Genomic DNA, 15,559 nt, shown 5'->3' on the forward strand with positions numbered 1-15,559 from the left:
CCAATTGCGCCTGCGACCGTTAATAGGCGCCATCATCAACAGGGGTAGCCGATGTCGCCACGCACTCTTCTGCAATTCTTCCATTGGTACACGCCAGCAGACGGAAAACTTTGGAAGGAGGTTGCAGAGCGAGCGGATGATCTGGCGAACCTTGGAATAACCGATGTCTGGTTGCCACCCGCCTACAAGGGTGCGAGCGGCGTCTCCTCTGTCGGTTATGATACCTACGATCTCTTCGATCTCGGTGAATTCGATCAAAAGGGCGCAGTCGCAACAAAATACGGCGATCGGTCATCCTTTGAAAAAGCCTGCCGTTCGCTTCACACGAGCGGCCTTCGCGTCCTCCACGATGTCGTTTTCAATCACAAGATGGGCGCTGACGAAAAGGAAAGCGTCAAGGTTCGACGCGTCAATGCCGAAGACCGGACTGAGATCGACGATCAAGAATTCAAGGCGCTTGCCTATACGCGTTTCACGTTTCCTGGACGGAAGGGGCAACACTCGAAATTCATCTGGGACAAGCAATGTTTCAGTGGTGTGGATGTCATCGAACAGCCAGACGAGAGCGGCGTTTTCAAGCTTGTCAATGAGTATGGCGACGGGCAGTGGAACGAGGAAGTGGACGAAGAACTCGGCAACTTCGATTATCTGATGGGTGCCGATGTCGAGTTTCGTAACAACGCCGTTTACGAGGAACTCAAATATTGGGGCCGGTGGCTGAGTGAACAGGTTCCCGTGGGTGGATTTCGTCTCGATGCCGCAAAGCACATCCCCGCCTGGTTCTTTCGCGACTGGGTCGGACACATGCGGGAGAACATCGACCCTGAACTCTTCGTCGTCGCTGAATACTGGCACCCCGATATGGCAGCACTCGGCTCCTATCTGGAACTGGTCGACAAGCAGTTGATGCTCTTTGACGTAGCCCTTCACTACAATTTCCACGACGCCTCAAAGCAGGGGGCGGACTTCGACATGCGCACGATCTTTGATGGTTCACTCGTTGCCTCAATGCCCGGCCATGCCGTCACACTGGTAGACAATCACGATACTCAGCCGTTGCAATCACTGGAGGCCTCTGTCGAACCCTGGTTCAAACCTCTCGCTTACGCGCTGATTTTGCTGCGTGAGCAGGGTGTGCCGTGTGTCTTTTACCCCGACCTCTACGGCGCATCCTATCGGGACTTCGGAGACGACGGCAACGAGCACGACATCGAAATGCCGGTGATCGATAGTTTGCCGAAACTGATTGAGGCACGCAGCCGCTTTGCACATGGCGCCCAGACCGATGTCTTCGATGATCCAACCTGCATTGGCTTCATCCGCCACGGCACGGCCGAGCAACCGGGCTGCGTCGTTGTTCTTTCGAATGGTGCCGCAGGTGAAAAATCGGCCGACCTCGGAGCAGACTTCGCCGGAAAGACTTTCCGTGATTTCCTGGGACATCGCGATGACGAGATAACAGTGGGTGACGACGGCAAAGCAGCTTTCCCGGTCGAGGGGGGTAGCGTGAGCGTCTGGGTTCGCACCGATACCTGATCGGACTGGCCGAGAGGACGATCACGCCTCGAAGAGGCGATCTCTGGCGTACTCAGTAACCACCGGTCAGAAATATGCTTTCACCGGTCATGAAACTGCAGGCTTGCGACGAGAGAAAGATGGCGGCTCCGACCATCTCTTCCGGCTGGCCTGCACGCCCCATCCAATTGAGCGTTCGCACATAGTCTGCCCAGGCTTCCGGATCGGCATCACGCCGACCGGCATTGCGGTCAGTGTCGACCAGGCCGGGCGCGAGCGTGTTGAGGAGAACATTGTCCTTGGCATAGTCACGGGCCTGGCTCTGTATGATGTTATGCTGGGCGGCCTTGGTAGCGGCATAGGCGGTGACAATGCCCTTAGGCCGAAGCTGGTTGATGGAGCCGATCGACACCACCCTGCCCCACCTTCGCGCCGCCATGCGTGGCAGGGCAGATTGCAACATGTCCACAGTGGAACCCAGATTAACGGTAAGCTGAAATGAGAGATCTTCCGGTGTGAGATCCTCAAGCACTGCATTAATCTGGGCGCTCGCGTTGATGACGAGAATATCGACAGGCGCGATCGCCTCGGCACTTTCAATCAGACTGCGGCCGGCTCCCGGCTCTGATAGGTCACTCACCAGTTCGTCCGCAGTACCGCCATTGTCGATGATACGCTGCCGGACCGTCGCCGCACCGCCGGTTTTCATGCCATGCAGGATGACATGGGCGCCGGCCCCAGCCAGCCCCTCGGCGATCGCAGCACCAATACCGCGACTGGAACCGGTAACCAGCGCCGTACGACCCTTGAGGCCGAAAACAGTTTCGAGGCGCATCGCTTATCCTTCAAACAGTGAAATACGTGCTCCGGACACACCGGGACGACAGGAAAACAGACCGCCGGAAAGTGGCGCATCCGCAAGCGTTGACGCCGGCAGGCGTGTCCGGGCGCTGGTGATGAACAGTGTAGAGAGATCCGGACCACCAAAGGCGACACTGGTCGGTCGCGGCACCGGCAACTCTATGACCTGATCCAGCTTGCCGTTCGGCAGATAACGACGCACGCACCAGCCGTCCCAGATTGCGCACCATACGCCACCTTCTGCGTCGACGGCGAGACCGTCGGGTCGTCCATCGGCAACGGAAATACGGGCAAATTCACGATGCGAAGACAGCGCACCGGTCTGTGGATCGCAATCATAGGCGTGGATCAGGCCCGGAACGGTGTCAACGAAATAGAAGGTGCGACCATCTGGGCTCCAGCCGAGACCGTTGGAGACGATAATGCCGCCCTCCTTACGTTCGAATTCGCCTGCTGCATTGATGCGATAGAGCGCACCGGTCGGCTTGGATGCGTCGATACGCATTGAGCCAACCCAGATCGCACCATCCGGACCACATTTGGCGTCATTCAGGCGGTTATCGGCAATGGAAGCCTCCGGACTGACGAACGGCGCCAGTCGGCCCGAGGCAAAATCGAGCCACTCCAACCCGTCCTGAGAGGCGACAAGCAGGCGTTCACCCGTCACGGGGATCACGGCGCTGACCAGTTTACCGGTTTCGCAGGTCTCGTTGCGGCCGGTCGATGGATCGAAACGATGGACGGCCGGGTGCAGGATATCCACCCAATAAAGGGCATTTTCCGCCTCATGCCAGACAGGGCTTTCACCCAGTTGCGCGCCCCATGGCAAGATGCAGCTCAAATCGGCGGTTGGGCGGCTGACAGCAGAGCGCGGACGCGGGCGAGAACTGATGGCAACTGCACCCGCAGCACCGGTGATGCGCCGAGCGGCAGCAATCAATTCCCGTCCAGCCGGGTGAATATTGGACGCCTCCAGACGGGAGGACGGCCCGAGCGCCACGAGAACACCTATTGGCGTGTTGTCGCGTCCCATCACGGGTGCAGCGACCGAATTCACGCCGGGTAGATGCTCCTCATAGGAGATCGAATAGCCACGCGCCCGGGTCAGCGTCAGATCGGCCTGCAACGCTTCGATGGTCGTAATTGTCTGGGCTGTCTGCAGGTCAAGTGTCAGGCGGTCCACCAGGGAGCGGCCGACTGCAGGGTCCTGAAAGGCGAGCAGCGCCTTGCCGGGTGCCGTGCAGTGCAATGGAACACGACGGCCAACCTCGACGCGTACGGACAGTCCATTTGGCGAGCGTTCCGCCAGATAAAGGGCCATGACGCCGTCAAGCCGACACAAAGCCACGGTTTCGCCGAGCTCTGCGGCCAGCCGCTCGAGCTCAGGCGTTGCCGCAGACACCAGATCAAAACTTTCCCAGACCTTGTGCGACATCTCGAGGAACCGCTGTCCAAGAACATACGTGCCGCGCGCCTCGTCCTGCCGCACCAGACCATAGGCAATCAATGTTCGAAGTATACGGGCGAAGGTCGGCTTCGGCAGACCGGAGGCACGCAGAAGCTCCGCAAAACGGGGCGGCTCCGGAGCATCCGCCACCATATCGAGAAGCGTCAACCCCTTGGCCAGCGCCGCAGTGCCGCCGGGTGTCTCGGGTTTCATCGCGTCTGCTCCATCGCCAGGCGTTTTTGCCTTGCGGCCGCCGCCTCGTCCAGCATCCGGTCCATCGTCCATTCCGCTTTAAACCCCAGGGTGTTTCTGATCCGCTCGTTCGATGTGTGGTAATAGACGCCAGCGCCGGGAAAATCGACTGTCACGATGGGTAAGCCAGTCAATGCCGCCATGCGGGGCAACAATTCCGAAAAATCCACAGGGTTGTCGGCCCCGAGATTGAAAATGCCGCCCGCCGCATCAGGGTGATCGAGAGCCAGAAGAATGCCCGCCACCATGTCACGGGTATCGGTGATGTGCATCTGGAACGGCCGACCGTTTTCATTGCGTGCCAGCACATGGGCAGGAGCACCAATGTCTTTCGCTCGCAGGGCCTCGACAGCCGCAAGATTACCAAAGGTCTGCTGCTGGCGAATTCGGGGAGCGAGGAAAAAGCGCGGACCGGAGAAGAAACTGTTCTCATCCAGTAATTCAGCTGCATCCTGCGTATGCGAGAAGCGCAAGATCACCGTTTCCATCGATCCGGTTCTTTGGTGAAAGCGGACGAGCTCCTCGCCGAGCAGCTTGGTCAGTCCATAAGGCGAACTTGGATTGAGTGGATGGTCCTCGGTAACGGGTAAATATTCCGGCCGGTTTTCCGGGTAGACCTCACCCGAGGATGCAAACACAAACCGCTTGACCCCGGCTGCCGAGGCAGCATCCAGCAGGCGGCGTGTACCATCGACATTGACCGAAAACATACGGTCGCGGTCTGTTGGTACCCAGGACATGAAGGCGCCGAGATGCAGGACATCCGTTACGCCCTCCATGGCCTTTGCTAGCATACCGGCATCTTCCAGCGAACCGACGACCTCTTCGCCGCCTGTATCAGATGGTCGCAGATCAAAGCCACGAACCGACCGAGCCTGCGCGCGCAAGGCTGTCACAACAGTGCGTCCAACGCGCCCTGCCGATCCAGTTACAAGGATCATAGCCGTTCACCCGTAGTTGCATCGAAGAGATAAAGTTGGGCTGGATCGAAACCGAGCCGGATCGCCTCGTCTTTCGGAAGGCTGCCGGTGTGCGAAACGCGTGCAATCAGCCCTTTCGACTTGTCCTCTTCACCTTGCGCAATCCTGGCGCCTTCAGCATCGAAATAAACGTATTTTTCCGAACCAAGGCTTTCAATCAATGTCGGACGCACCCCAAACGTGACCGGAGCCTCCCCGAGAACGAGATGTTCGGGACGCAACCCGACAACAACGGGTCCCTGCCGATCCATCGCGCGTGGCAGGGAAATCTGCTGCCCGAATGCAGTCAACTTGCCATCGCGCAAATCCGCGTTGAGAAAATTCATGCCGGGAGAACCGATGAAACCGGCGACGAACAGGTTCGCGGGGTTATTGAACAGCTCGTCGGGTGCAGCAATCTGCTGGATAACGCCACCCTGCATGATGACAACGCGATCCGCCATTGTCATGGCCTCAACCTGATCATGCGTGACATAAACGGTGGTCACACCGATGCGCTTGTGCAGAGCACCGATTTCGGCGCGCATGTGGACACGCAGCTTGGCATCGAGGTTCGATAGCGGCTCGTCCATCAAAAAAGCTTGCGGCTGGCGAACAATCGCACGTCCGAGTGCCACGCGCTGACGCTGACCGCCCGACAGGTCCTTCGGCTTGCGGTCGAGATAAGGTGTGACCTCGAGAATGCGCGCCGCTTCATCCACCCGCCGATCGATCTCTCCCCGATCGGTACCGCGCATTTTCAGCCCGAAGCCGATATTCTGGCGGACTGTCAGGTGCGGATAAAGCGCATAGTTCTGGAAAACCATGGCGATATCCCGGTCTCCCGGTGCAAGATCCGTCACCTCGCGGTCACCGATAAAAATCTGGCCTTCACTGGCAGGTTCCAGACCTGCCAGGATTTTCAGCATCGTCGATTTGCCGCAACCGGAGGGACCAACAAGGACAACGAACTCGCCGTTCTCGATCTCCAGAGAAAACGGCTGGAGCACGTTGAGCGCACCATAGGATTTGCTGACATTGCGAATGGAAATATTGGCCATGCTTACTTCTCCGCGCCAGCGGTCAGGCCGCCGACCAAATAACGTTCAAGGAATAGGTAGATTGCGATGATCGGAAGGGCGATGAACACCGATGCAGCGGAGATGTCGTTCCAGTAGGTAACGTATTCGCCCTGCATGGTGGTGATGCCGAGGTTCGCCGTCCAGTTATCGGGCGAATTGACCAGGAAGGTTCGAGCATAGGCGTAGTCAGCCCAGCTTAACACGAAGGCGTAGAGTGCGGTGGCGGCGAGGCCAGGCGTTGCAATCGGCAGGACAACACGGACCATGGCTCCGATCGGAGAGCACCCGTCCACCATTGCCGCCTGTTCAAGCTCCTTCGGGATCGTGTCAAAATATCCCTTCAGCATCCAAGTGGCGAAAGGAATGATCATGGTGGAATGGGCCAGTACCAGCGTCCACAGGCTGCCGATCAATCCGAAGCTGGAGAAGATCGAAAACAGCGGGATGACCAGTAGTGTCGCAGGCAGCATCTTTGCCGTCAGAACGAAAAGCCCCATCGTGGCACCGCCACGCATGGAATAACGTGACAAGGCGTAGCCGGCACTGACCGAAACCAGCATCGAAAGTGCGACCGAACCAACAGCGGCAAGCATGGAGTTCCACAGCCAGAGAAGAATCGGCTTTGCCGCCCACACCCGGGCAAAGATGTCCCACTGCGCGTCGTCCGGCCAGAAAGTCGGTGGCAGACGGTAAAGCTCATCCGTCGTGGAAAGCGCTGTGACCAGCAACCAGTAGACGGGAAACAGGATCATCACCAAAGTGAAGATCACGGTGACATAAAGAGCGAGGCTCTGTGCGAATGTGCGCTTCATCAAAGCCTCCTCAATAAATGGACTTGGAACGCCGGCCGAGCATCAGCAGGCTGGCGATGATGCAGATCACCAACGTCAGCACGCCGACTGCGGCCGCGCGGCCGAAGTTGTGATACTGGAATGCCTGATCGTAGGTCATGATCGACAGTGTCTGCGTCGAACGCAGTGGGCCGCCGCCCGTCAGCACCTTGATGATGGAAAAGTCCCGGAACACCCAAAGCAGGGTAAGGACAAGCGTAACCCCGAGCACCGGCATCAGCAACGGCATGGTGATCCATCGAAACCGCTGCCAGACACTGGCGCCATCGACCTTGGCAGCCGCGTAATAATCGGCCGGAATTGACTGCAGACCTGCAAGACACATGATCGACACGAAAGGGAAGCCCTTCCACACCATGGTAATTGCAACAGCCCAGAAAGCTGCCGTCGAACTGCTGACCCAGGGAATCATCTGGTCAGTGAAACCGAGCTGGATTGCCAGCCAGCCGAACAGACCGAACGACGTATCGAACATCCAGGCGAAGATAACGACAGCGATGATTTCAGGCACCGCCCAAGGCAGCGCCATACCGAGACGCGCCGCGGTGCGACCTTTGAAACGATTGTTGGCCAGGAGTGCCGTGCTCAAGCCGACAGCAACACTGCCGAAGGTCACGACGGCCACCAGCTTGAGGGTGACCCAGCAGGCAAGCCAGAACTCCTGAGAGGTGAAAAGCCAGGTGTAGTTAACCAGAGAAAACGGCCGGCTCGCCCCTCCCAACCGGGGAATCTTGACCTGCTGAAACGACAGGTCGATCGCCAGGATCAGCGGCCAGACGATGATGGCGGCAACCATCAGAACCGCCGGAGCGATCAGGATATAGCCGAGTAGATGTTGCCGGCTCGGGCGCGCAAGATCGAAAAACTTGCGACGCCCCGCCTGGACGGTGTCGGTCATGGATGGTCCTCCTGCCGGATTCTTATGATGCCAATGGCCCGCTGACGCGGGCCATTCCCTTGCTCGGGTCAGCCTTTGATAGACTCGGCCTTGGACTGCATGGTTTTGGCGACGTCGGCCGGATCAAGATCCTGAATGATCATCCGCTGGCTTTCTTCCATCACCATCTTGCTGAACTCGTTGTAGAAGAGCTCAAGCCCGGTCGGAATCCGATCGATGCCGGCCTCGGAGGCTTTCTTCATCGTCTCGATCAGAACCGGGAAATGCGGAATGGTTTTTTCGACACCGGAAACATCAGCCTTGGGACTGGGCGGTGTGTTGCCACCCATCGTCGCGTAGCTGCGCTGGAACTCCGGCGTCATCGTCAGCTTGATGAAATCCCACACGAGCTCTTTCTGGTCGTCAGGAATGTCGGCTGGCATCGCCAGGACGTTGGACGAACCGCCAAGCGGCGGGTTGAGCGGTGGAGCCGCGTAAACAATGTCATTCTTGGCTGCACCTTTTTCCGTGGTGCCATAAAGCCATGGACCATCGAGACGCATCGCCATCTTGCCATCGGCAAACAGTTTGCGCACATCGCTTGCGCTCATATCGACCGGGCTGACACCGCTTTTCATGACGGTTTTCCAGCGTGTCAGCCCCTCGACCATCTGTGGCGTATCGATGGTGATGTTACCATCCTTGTCGGTCCAATAGGCTCCCGCATCGATGATGTAGTTCAACATCTCGGTGAGATACTGGCCCGGCCCGCCCTTGGTTTCGTGACCAGTGCCGAACTGGTCGATGATGCCATCGCCGTTCAGATCCTTGGTGGTCGCCTTTGCCGCAGCGAGAAACTCGTCGTAGGTTTTGGGAACCGCAACGCCGGCGGCATCGAGAAGCTTCTTGTTGTAGGCCATGACGAAGCCAAAATAGTTCGTCATGATGCAGACGGTCTCCCCATTCCATTCGCATTTCTGCTGCCCTGCCCAGCCGGTCATGTCGATACCGTCTTTCTTGAGCCACGGGTCGAGCGGCTCCAGCCAGCCGCTGTCGGCGAACATCTGGAATTCGAACGAGGCAAGATGGACGATCTGAGGCGGTTGGTTGGCCGCAAACAGCGTTGTCATCGTGTCAGCATACGAACTGCGTTCCGCCTTGGTGAATTCGATCTTCACGCCCGGATGTTGCTTCTCGAAGGCTGCGATCGCCGAATGCCACCACTCGCCGGTGCCGGCATCATCCGTCTGCCAGGAGATGAATTTCAAAACGGTATCGGCCATCGCCGGGGCGATGCCGCCAAGCGTCATCAAGCTGGCCGTTGTGGCGCAGAGCACCAGCTTCCTCATTGTCTTGTTCATGGCTTCCTCCTCCAAAGAACCAATTTAGATACGTTCAAGCAGACCGATCGCTGTCGACGACGGTCTCACGCCGAGCCCTGGCCCGGACGGCAAATGGTAGTGGCCTTCGCGACAATCCATGTCCCCTTCAAGCAGGGCACGGTTTGGTTCGAAGATCGAATGCTGGAATTCATGCCCTTTCAGGGTCGGCAATGTTGACGATGCCTGCAGGCTGGCCGCCAGGAATATGCCGGCACCGACGGTGGCGTGCGGGATCACGTCAATACCGTGTTCAGCCGCAAGAGCGCCGATACGGATGAAATTGGTGATACCCTTGTGGCCCATCTCCGGCTGCACGATGGAAATGCGGCACCGCTCAATGCGGGCTCGCATATCCCAATGGGTCCGCCACTCCTCGCCCACAGCAATCGGGATGTCCGTTCCCTTGGAGACTTTTTCCAATCCGGCGATGTCTTCCGTCCAGACAGGCGCCTCTGCAAACCAGGGATCAAACGGCGCCATCTCCGCGATCAGTTCCAGCGCCCGTTCCGGCGTCTGGTTCCAGTGCATGTCCGCGGCAATCCTTGCATCCGGTCCAAGCACTCTCCGCAGGTTTTCCATCTCTGCCGCCGGACCATCGTCGGCGACCGGCGTTGCAAACTTGAAAGCGTTGAAACCAAGGTCCTGCCAGTATTTTGCCAGCTCTCCGCGCGCCTCGAGCGTTTTTTCGGGCAGGCCCGAAACATAGCCTGGAAACACGTCGACGCCGCCACCGAGCATGTCACGCACCGATTTGCCAGCTTCCTGTCCGGCAATGTCCCATAGCGCGATATCGAGGGCTGCCAGCGCATCGACATAAAAACCGCCGGTGTAACCGCGCACCCGCATCATGTCGTAGAGATCATCATAGATCGCCGAGGGGTCCGAGGCATCGCGCCCAACCACGAAACCGGCGAGCAGATCATTGATCAGGGCTGCAACAGCACCGGGTGCAACAATGCCATATGTCTCGCCCCACCCCACGGTTCCTGACTTTGTCGTCATACGGACGAGCACGCTGCGATCAAACGTCGGATAGACGGTGCGGTTTCCCTTGCGCACGACATAACCATTCGGATTGACGAGCTCACCTGGCCTAAGTGCACCAAGATAGGGCACCTTACGCGCTTGGGTCAGCGTGAAAACCTCAATGGTCGAAATGGGGCTGTTCATGCGGCCTCCGCAGACAACAAACCAAGCTCGACGAGATTGGCATCAATATCGGCAATGGCAGCGGCATCAAGCTCGGGCGTCGGGGCGCGTACACCAACACCATCGATCACACCGCGGCGTGCCAGCACATGCTTGGTCAGACGCATGCGATAGACAGCCTGCAACACCAAAAGAGGCAAGGTCCGCACGTAGATTTTACGCGCCTCATCGTGTTTGCCAGCCTTTAATGCCCGGTCGATGGCAACATGCTCCTCAACGATTTCGAGTGCTGGCATGGCAGCCGTTGCTCCACGCGCATATTCGTCGAGAATGTAACGCGCGCCACCACCACCGATCACGCCTTTCAGCGTTGCGGGAGCATGCGCAATGATGTGACTGATTGCCGGACCCGCCGGCAGAGTTTCTTCTTTCACATAAGCGACGCGCGGAAGTGCGCGGACGATTTCGATAATGGCTTGCGGCGACAGATCAGACCCGCGAGGTGCTGGAGCATTCTGCAGAATGATCTCGACCTCAGGCAGTTCCGCGACGATCTTGCCAAGGAATTCGATCAATGCCGGCGCATCGGTGCCGACCGATTTCGGCGGCTGAACCATCAGGTGGCGAACACCGAGGTCCGCAGCAACCCGGCCATGCTGGACAACTTCGCGCCAATCAGCGGCACTTGCCCCTGCTACGACAGGGACTCGGCCCGCAGCGGTTGCGACAACGATCTTCAGCAGCGTTGCCCGCTCGTCTGCAGTCAGGCTTTCGACCTCGCTGGCAAAGCCAGGAAAGACCACGCCGTCCACGTTCTGCTTGAGCGCAAACTGGACCAGCCGCTGCATTCCCGCTTCATCAACCTCGCCGTTCGCCAAAAAGGGCGTCGGCAAAACAGGCAAAATGCCCTTCAGGCCCCCCACCATTTCCTCACCTCCCAAAACAGTATCATATATTGATACCTTGATTTCACTAATTGACACTACATAGGATGGAGCCTTATGACAAGCCCCCAGAGCACATGAAGCGGAGGAGGCTTACGCAATGGACCAGCAAGCGACATCGATCATTGTCGACTGGGGGACCACATCCTTGAGGGCGGCACTGGTCGCCAACAGCGGCGAAGAGCTGGACAGTCTGGAAACGGCGCAAGGTATTTCGACGCTCGCCAAGGGGGAACACGAAGCCGCACTCATGACGGCGCTTGATGGCTGGTTTACCGCGCACGGCGCTCTACCGGTTGCAGCACTGGGCATGATCACCAGCCGCAACGGCTGGGTTGAAGTCGCCTATGTTCCCAGTCCCGCTGGACCGGCAGAGCTTGCTGCCGGAACCGTGAGACGATCATTGCCGAATGGTTCCGAACTGGTGTTCCTGCCGGGTTTGACCGACCCTGCTCGACAGCCATTTCCGGACGTGATGCGCGGCGAGGAAACCCAGGTCGTCGGCTACGGCCTGTCGGAGGACGCAACCGTTATTCTACCTGGAACCCACAGCAAATGGGCGCGGATCAGGGCTGGCAGGATCGACGGTTTCCAGACATTCGTGACCGGTGAGATCTTTGCCTTGCTGCTGAACCATTCCTTTATTGCACGCGGTGCAACACAACCCCCTGTCAATGATCCAGAAGCGTATCGCTGGGGCCTCGAAGAAGCGAAAAAGTCTGGCAGCATGCTATCGCTCCTCTTCTCCGCGAGAACCGGCGGGCTCGCCGGAAAACTTTCAGCAGACCAGTTGCGCTCCTACGTCCATGGGCTGGTGATCGGGCAGGAATTCTTGCAGGCCCGCGAAGGAGGATGGTTTTCCGAAGGGCAGCCTGCCGTCATCGTGGGCAATGATGGTCTCAACGATCTTTATCTGATCGCCGCGAACCTGTTCGGTCTCAACATATCCATGGGGTCTGACGACGCACTGACCCGCGGCGCCCTCACGATCCTGAACGAAACGCTATCGTAAGTCTGGCAGGCGAGCATGGCATCCAAACAACGATGTGTTCGCCTGTTCAACAACTGCCAGCAAGCTTGAGGATCGAGATGTACGATTTTCCCAATAATATCGGCACGAGCCGTCACGAAAACGATATCATCACCGTGCTGGCGCGACTGGAGCGTATTGGCCTGCCGGCTGACCCAATCGCGTTCTATGGATCGTCCTCCTTCCGGATCTGGAATTCCATTGCGGAAGATCTTGGGTCATTTGACGTCGTCAATCTTGGCTTCGGTGGCGGCACCTGCCTCTCGGGCATTCATTATCTCGATCAGCTTTTGACACCGCTCAAAACACGCCAGATCGCGCTCTATTTCGGTGAAAACGATATCGCAAGCGATGGCCTGACAGCCCGCACGACCTTCAAACACTTGCAGGACTTGCGCGCGCGAATTTCAGAAAAAATGCCTGAGGCGGAAGTCTATGTTCTGTTGATCAAACACAGCCCCGCACGCTGGATCTACCGCGACGAATTCGAGCAGTTCAACCACCTCGTTCGCGACTGGTGCGATGGCGCAGACAAAACCAAATGGCTGGACCCGAGTGCGGGGCTCATCGGTGAAAATGGCTTACCGATGTTTCGATACTACCTTCCCGATCTGGTCCACATGAACGCTGCCGGTTATGCGGTCTGGTCCGGCGCCCTGAAAGCTAGCGGCCTTTTTCGTTGATCGAGAGGCTCCCAGCTTCTCGCCCGCTTTCCAACAAAACGTTTGCCGAACCCTTTCCATTTTCGGCAAGCGCCAACTTCGCGATTTGCGCAAGCGTCGCCCCCTCGTAGACCACAAGAAGCCACGCCTCGGCTGCAGCATGCGCCTTTTCAATAATGGCGTTGGGGGATGATCGCGGCTTCGAAAGGTCTCAAATTCTTACACGGCCTTACGCTTCCGAGGCTGGTCGCTAAGCCACCGCTGTCGACCTCACCCCCGATACAAGCAGTTCCTTTGACCGAAAACAGAGTTCGACGGCCACATCGTTGCCGCCGTCGAACCGAAACCACCTTTATCAATCCAGGCTCAAGCGTCTCTGGTCGATCTGCGTTTTTCATCCCGCGGTGAGAAACTGTGCTCAAGAGCATTGGCGCGAGACCCGATCACACGGTTTCGTCCGGCACGCTTGGCCGTATAGAGGTTCGTATCAGCCTGTTTCAGCATGGTGGCCAGGGTCTCTGTTTCCGGCGACGCCTGGTAAACACCGAAGCTTGCGGTGACGGCGCCACCATCCGGCAAGATGGACGTGCGGGCCAACTGCATTCTCATGCGATTGGCAATTTCACTTGCCGCAGCCTGGTCACAACCTGGCAGAAGAATGGCGAACTCCTCGCCACCAATACGAGCCGCCAGGTCATAGGGGCGTACACCGGCAAGAATTACCGCACCAACAGCGGTCAGCGCCTTGTCGCCCACATCATGTCCATATTGGTCATTGATCGATTTGAAGTGGTCGATATCCATCGCGATTACGGCGAGGTTGGTGCCCTCGCGCTTGGCGCGTGACAGCGGGGCCGGAGCGTTGTCGATGAGCCAACGTCTGTTGCGCAGCCCCGTCAAAACATCAAACGTTGCCTGGCGCTCGAGGGTTTCGAGCGTTCTCGCCAGATCCGTGGTGAGGTTGGAAAAGGCATTCGTGATCAGCCCGATCTCGTCTCTGCGCTCCGAGCGTATGTCGCAGGCAGTCCGTGACTTGCGGAACTGCAAAATCGCGGCTCGCAACTGCCTCAGAGGATGCAGCGACAACCAAAGCGAACCAAGGCAAAGTGCGGTTCCGGCGACAGTTGCCGCAAGCAGAAGAGCAATCGTCGTCATCGGTTCAAGGTGTTGATTTTTAATGTAATAGATAAGTGCTGCTACGAGCGGAAGGTGGGTACTTACGAAGGATGCGAAAAACAGTTTAAGTGTCAGTGATGATCGGATCTTTGCAAACATCTGTAACCTTTCGGACGATCCCCAGCCGGGCGAAAGGTAAAGACCCGTGAATGACCGGAATATTAAATGAATTGTTAAATTTTTAACGATCAAGGCCATCGCCTGTGGAAAACCCGGTCTGCCAAAGTGAGAAATGGACCCGCCGTTCCAAGCCCAATCCCCTCGTTTATAAGGCCGAAGCCTTTGCGCTGACCGAACGAGGAAGACCGATGGTTTGAGAAAACAAATTTCGCTTATTTTTCGCTTTGGAAAAGCGGAAACCATGGCAAGAAAATCTCGCTTTATTCACAAGCTTCACACTGTCGGATGATCCCAATAGGGTGGATTTCCGAACGTCGCGCTCAAATGATCTGCCATAGCACGCAGTTTGGCCGAAGGGTTGCGTCCTTCAGGGTGCGCCAAATAGATGAACTCGCCCTCGGGCCGCATACCGATGTCTATGGGAAGAAGCGCGCCGGACTTCATCGCCGGACCGGCAATGAACATCGGCAGCAACGCGATACCCAACCCCGCTATTGCGGCGTCTCGGATCATGTCTCCGTTGTTCAGTCCTAATCCCAATCGCCCATGCACAACGATGGCGTCAGCATCGACACCTCCAGCAGAACCGCGTGGAAAGCGCCAGTCGGAAACGCCGCGATTGGTGTAGAAAATACCTTTGTGACCTGACAGTTCATCAATCGAACCCGGCGCTCCATGTTCGGCGATATATGCGGGCGAGGCACAAAGCACGCGACTGCTTGGAGCGAGTTTCCACGCCATCAATCGTGAATCGAGAATGGGGCCGTGACGGATAACGGCATCGAACCCGCCAGAGCTCGCGTCGACCCTGCGGTCGTCAAGATCCAGCGTCAACTCGATCTGCGGATGAGCTGCAAGAAACGGATAAAGCGCTGGCCCGAGGTGCATTCGCCCAAAGGTCACGGGCGCAGAAATACGCAGCGGTCCGACCATGGCGCCGCGCCGCTCTGCCATATCTGCTGCGGCACGTTCGACATCCCCGACAATCCGCCGGGCGCGATTGAGGAAGGCAGCACCGTCCTCCGTTAAGGTCAGCCGGCGCGTCGTCCTATGCACGAGTTTGGCACCCAGGGCTCGCTCCAGTTCTGCCAGCCGTTCGCTGACAACGGATTTCGATTGTCGCAGGCGTCTCGCTGCCTCGCTGATCGAACCCGCTTCGCTGATTGCAACAAAAACGGCAATGCCTTCAAGCTTCATCATCGTTCGGAAAATCCGGAAAATAGAACCGCCTTTTGCAGACTAATCCGAACGA

At 57.8% G+C, this 15,559-nt stretch carries 14 protein-coding genes; 3 read left to right on the forward strand and 11 right to left on the reverse strand.

Annotated elements, in window-relative coordinates:
- The first annotated feature begins 51 nt into the window (after positions 1–51).
- A complete protein-coding gene (amyA, locus tag ACIQT8_RS07245; RefSeq protein WP_400964573.1) occupies positions 52–1,536 on the forward strand; it encodes an alpha-amylase in 1,485 nt (494 codons plus the stop codon).
- Between the two features lie 52 nt (positions 1,537–1,588).
- On the opposite strand, the gene ACIQT8_RS07250 is transcribed toward amyA, so the two are convergent.
- The 9 genes from ACIQT8_RS07250 to ACIQT8_RS07290 all read right to left on the reverse strand — a co-directional run bounded on the left by ACIQT8_RS07250 (position 1,589) and on the right by ACIQT8_RS07290 (position 11,301).
- On the reverse strand, positions 1,589–2,350 hold the full coding sequence (locus ACIQT8_RS07250) for an SDR family NAD(P)-dependent oxidoreductase (protein WP_400964574.1): 762 nt from the start codon (positions 2,348–2,350) through the stop codon (positions 1,589–1,591).
- A 3-nt stretch (positions 2,351–2,353) separates the two neighbouring features.
- Positions 2,354–4,036, reverse strand: a complete 1,683-nt coding sequence (locus ACIQT8_RS07255) for an SMP-30/gluconolactonase/LRE family protein (protein WP_400964575.1) — start codon at positions 4,034–4,036, stop codon at positions 2,354–2,356.
- A complete protein-coding gene (locus ACIQT8_RS07260) occupies positions 4,033–5,016 on the reverse strand; it encodes an NAD-dependent epimerase/dehydratase family protein (RefSeq protein ID WP_400964576.1) in 984 nt (327 codons plus the stop codon). Before ACIQT8_RS07260 ends, ACIQT8_RS07255 begins: the two co-directional genes overlap by 4 nt.
- On the reverse strand, positions 5,013–6,095 hold the full coding sequence (locus ACIQT8_RS07265; RefSeq protein WP_400964577.1) for an ABC transporter ATP-binding protein: 1,083 nt from the start codon (positions 6,093–6,095) through the stop codon (positions 5,013–5,015). Before ACIQT8_RS07265 ends, ACIQT8_RS07260 begins: the two co-directional genes overlap by 4 nt.
- A gap of 2 nt (positions 6,096–6,097) precedes the next feature.
- The gene (locus ACIQT8_RS07270; protein WP_400964578.1) at positions 6,098–6,928 is read right to left on the reverse strand and encodes a carbohydrate ABC transporter permease; all 831 of its coding nucleotides are present in this window, start codon (positions 6,926–6,928) and stop codon (positions 6,098–6,100) included.
- 10 nt (positions 6,929–6,938) lie between these two features.
- Positions 6,939–7,865: a carbohydrate ABC transporter permease gene (locus ACIQT8_RS07275; protein ID WP_138792176.1), complete on the reverse strand. Its 927-nt coding sequence runs from the start codon at positions 7,863–7,865 to the stop codon at positions 6,939–6,941.
- A 68-nt stretch (positions 7,866–7,933) separates the two neighbouring features.
- Positions 7,934–9,205, reverse strand: a complete 1,272-nt coding sequence (locus ACIQT8_RS07280) for an ABC transporter substrate-binding protein (protein WP_400964579.1) — start codon at positions 9,203–9,205, stop codon at positions 7,934–7,936.
- Positions 9,206–9,229: 24 nt separating this feature from the next.
- Positions 9,230–10,396, reverse strand: a complete 1,167-nt coding sequence (locus tag ACIQT8_RS07285; RefSeq protein ID WP_400964580.1) for a mandelate racemase/muconate lactonizing enzyme family protein — start codon at positions 10,394–10,396, stop codon at positions 9,230–9,232.
- On the reverse strand, positions 10,393–11,301 hold the full coding sequence (locus ACIQT8_RS07290; RefSeq protein ID WP_400964581.1) for a dihydrodipicolinate synthase family protein: 909 nt from the start codon (positions 11,299–11,301) through the stop codon (positions 10,393–10,395). The genes ACIQT8_RS07285 and ACIQT8_RS07290 overlap by 4 nt, the downstream gene beginning before the upstream one ends.
- 118 nt (positions 11,302–11,419) lie before the next feature.
- On the opposite strand from ACIQT8_RS07290, the gene ACIQT8_RS07295 reads away from it, so the two are divergent.
- Both ACIQT8_RS07295 and ACIQT8_RS07300 read left to right on the forward strand, forming a co-directional pair.
- On the forward strand, positions 11,420–12,331 hold the full coding sequence (locus ACIQT8_RS07295) for a 2-dehydro-3-deoxygalactonokinase (RefSeq protein WP_400964582.1): 912 nt from the start codon (positions 11,420–11,422) through the stop codon (positions 12,329–12,331).
- Positions 12,332–12,408: 77 nt separating this feature from the next.
- Positions 12,409–13,032 (forward strand): GDSL-type esterase/lipase family protein, encoded by a 624-nt coding sequence (locus ACIQT8_RS07300; RefSeq protein WP_400964583.1) that lies wholly within the window; start codon positions 12,409–12,411, stop codon positions 13,030–13,032.
- A gap of 345 nt (positions 13,033–13,377) precedes the next feature.
- On the opposite strand, the gene ACIQT8_RS07305 is transcribed toward ACIQT8_RS07300, so the two are convergent.
- Positions 13,378–14,286, reverse strand: a complete 909-nt coding sequence (locus tag ACIQT8_RS07305) for a GGDEF domain-containing protein (RefSeq protein WP_400964584.1) — start codon at positions 14,284–14,286, stop codon at positions 13,378–13,380.
- 294 nt (positions 14,287–14,580) lie between these two features.
- Positions 14,581–15,507, reverse strand: a complete 927-nt coding sequence (locus ACIQT8_RS07310) for a LysR family transcriptional regulator (protein WP_400964585.1) — start codon at positions 15,505–15,507, stop codon at positions 14,581–14,583.
- Positions 15,508–15,559: the final 52 nt, after the last annotated feature.

Source organism: Agrobacterium sp. NPDC090273 (assembly GCF_044772305.1).
Classification (GTDB): Bacteria; Pseudomonadota; Alphaproteobacteria; order Rhizobiales; family Rhizobiaceae; genus Agrobacterium.

Excerpts from the sequence above, each read along its gene's own strand:
- amyA (WP_400964573.1), top strand. The coding sequence starts at position 52 with ATGTCGCCACGCACTCTTCTGCAATTCTTCCATTGGTACACGCCAGCA.
- ACIQT8_RS07250 (WP_400964574.1), bottom strand. The coding sequence starts at position 2,350 with ATGCGCCTCGAAACTGTTTTCGGCCTCAAGGGTCGTACGGCGCTGGTT.
- ACIQT8_RS07255 (WP_400964575.1), bottom strand. The coding sequence starts at position 4,036 with ATGAAACCCGAGACACCCGGCGGCACTGCGGCGCTGGCCAAGGGGTTG.
- ACIQT8_RS07260 (WP_400964576.1), bottom strand. The coding sequence starts at position 5,016 with ATGATCCTTGTAACTGGATCGGCAGGGCGCGTTGGACGCACTGTTGTG.
- ACIQT8_RS07265 (WP_400964577.1), bottom strand. The coding sequence starts at position 6,095 with ATGGCCAATATTTCCATTCGCAATGTCAGCAAATCCTATGGTGCGCTC.
- ACIQT8_RS07270 (WP_400964578.1), bottom strand. The coding sequence starts at position 6,928 with ATGAAGCGCACATTCGCACAGAGCCTCGCTCTTTATGTCACCGTGATC.
- ACIQT8_RS07275 (WP_138792176.1), bottom strand. The coding sequence starts at position 7,865 with ATGACCGACACCGTCCAGGCGGGGCGTCGCAAGTTTTTCGATCTTGCG.
- ACIQT8_RS07280 (WP_400964579.1), bottom strand. The coding sequence starts at position 9,205 with ATGAACAAGACAATGAGGAAGCTGGTGCTCTGCGCCACAACGGCCAGC.
- ACIQT8_RS07285 (WP_400964580.1), bottom strand. The coding sequence starts at position 10,396 with ATGAACAGCCCCATTTCGACCATTGAGGTTTTCACGCTGACCCAAGCG.
- ACIQT8_RS07290 (WP_400964581.1), bottom strand. The coding sequence starts at position 11,301 with ATGGTGGGGGGCCTGAAGGGCATTTTGCCTGTTTTGCCGACGCCCTTT.
- ACIQT8_RS07295 (WP_400964582.1), top strand. The coding sequence starts at position 11,420 with ATGGACCAGCAAGCGACATCGATCATTGTCGACTGGGGGACCACATCC.
- ACIQT8_RS07300 (WP_400964583.1), top strand. The coding sequence starts at position 12,409 with ATGTACGATTTTCCCAATAATATCGGCACGAGCCGTCACGAAAACGAT.
- ACIQT8_RS07305 (WP_400964584.1), bottom strand. The coding sequence starts at position 14,286 with ATGTTTGCAAAGATCCGATCATCACTGACACTTAAACTGTTTTTCGCA.
- ACIQT8_RS07310 (WP_400964585.1), bottom strand. The coding sequence starts at position 15,507 with ATGATGAAGCTTGAAGGCATTGCCGTTTTTGTTGCAATCAGCGAAGCG.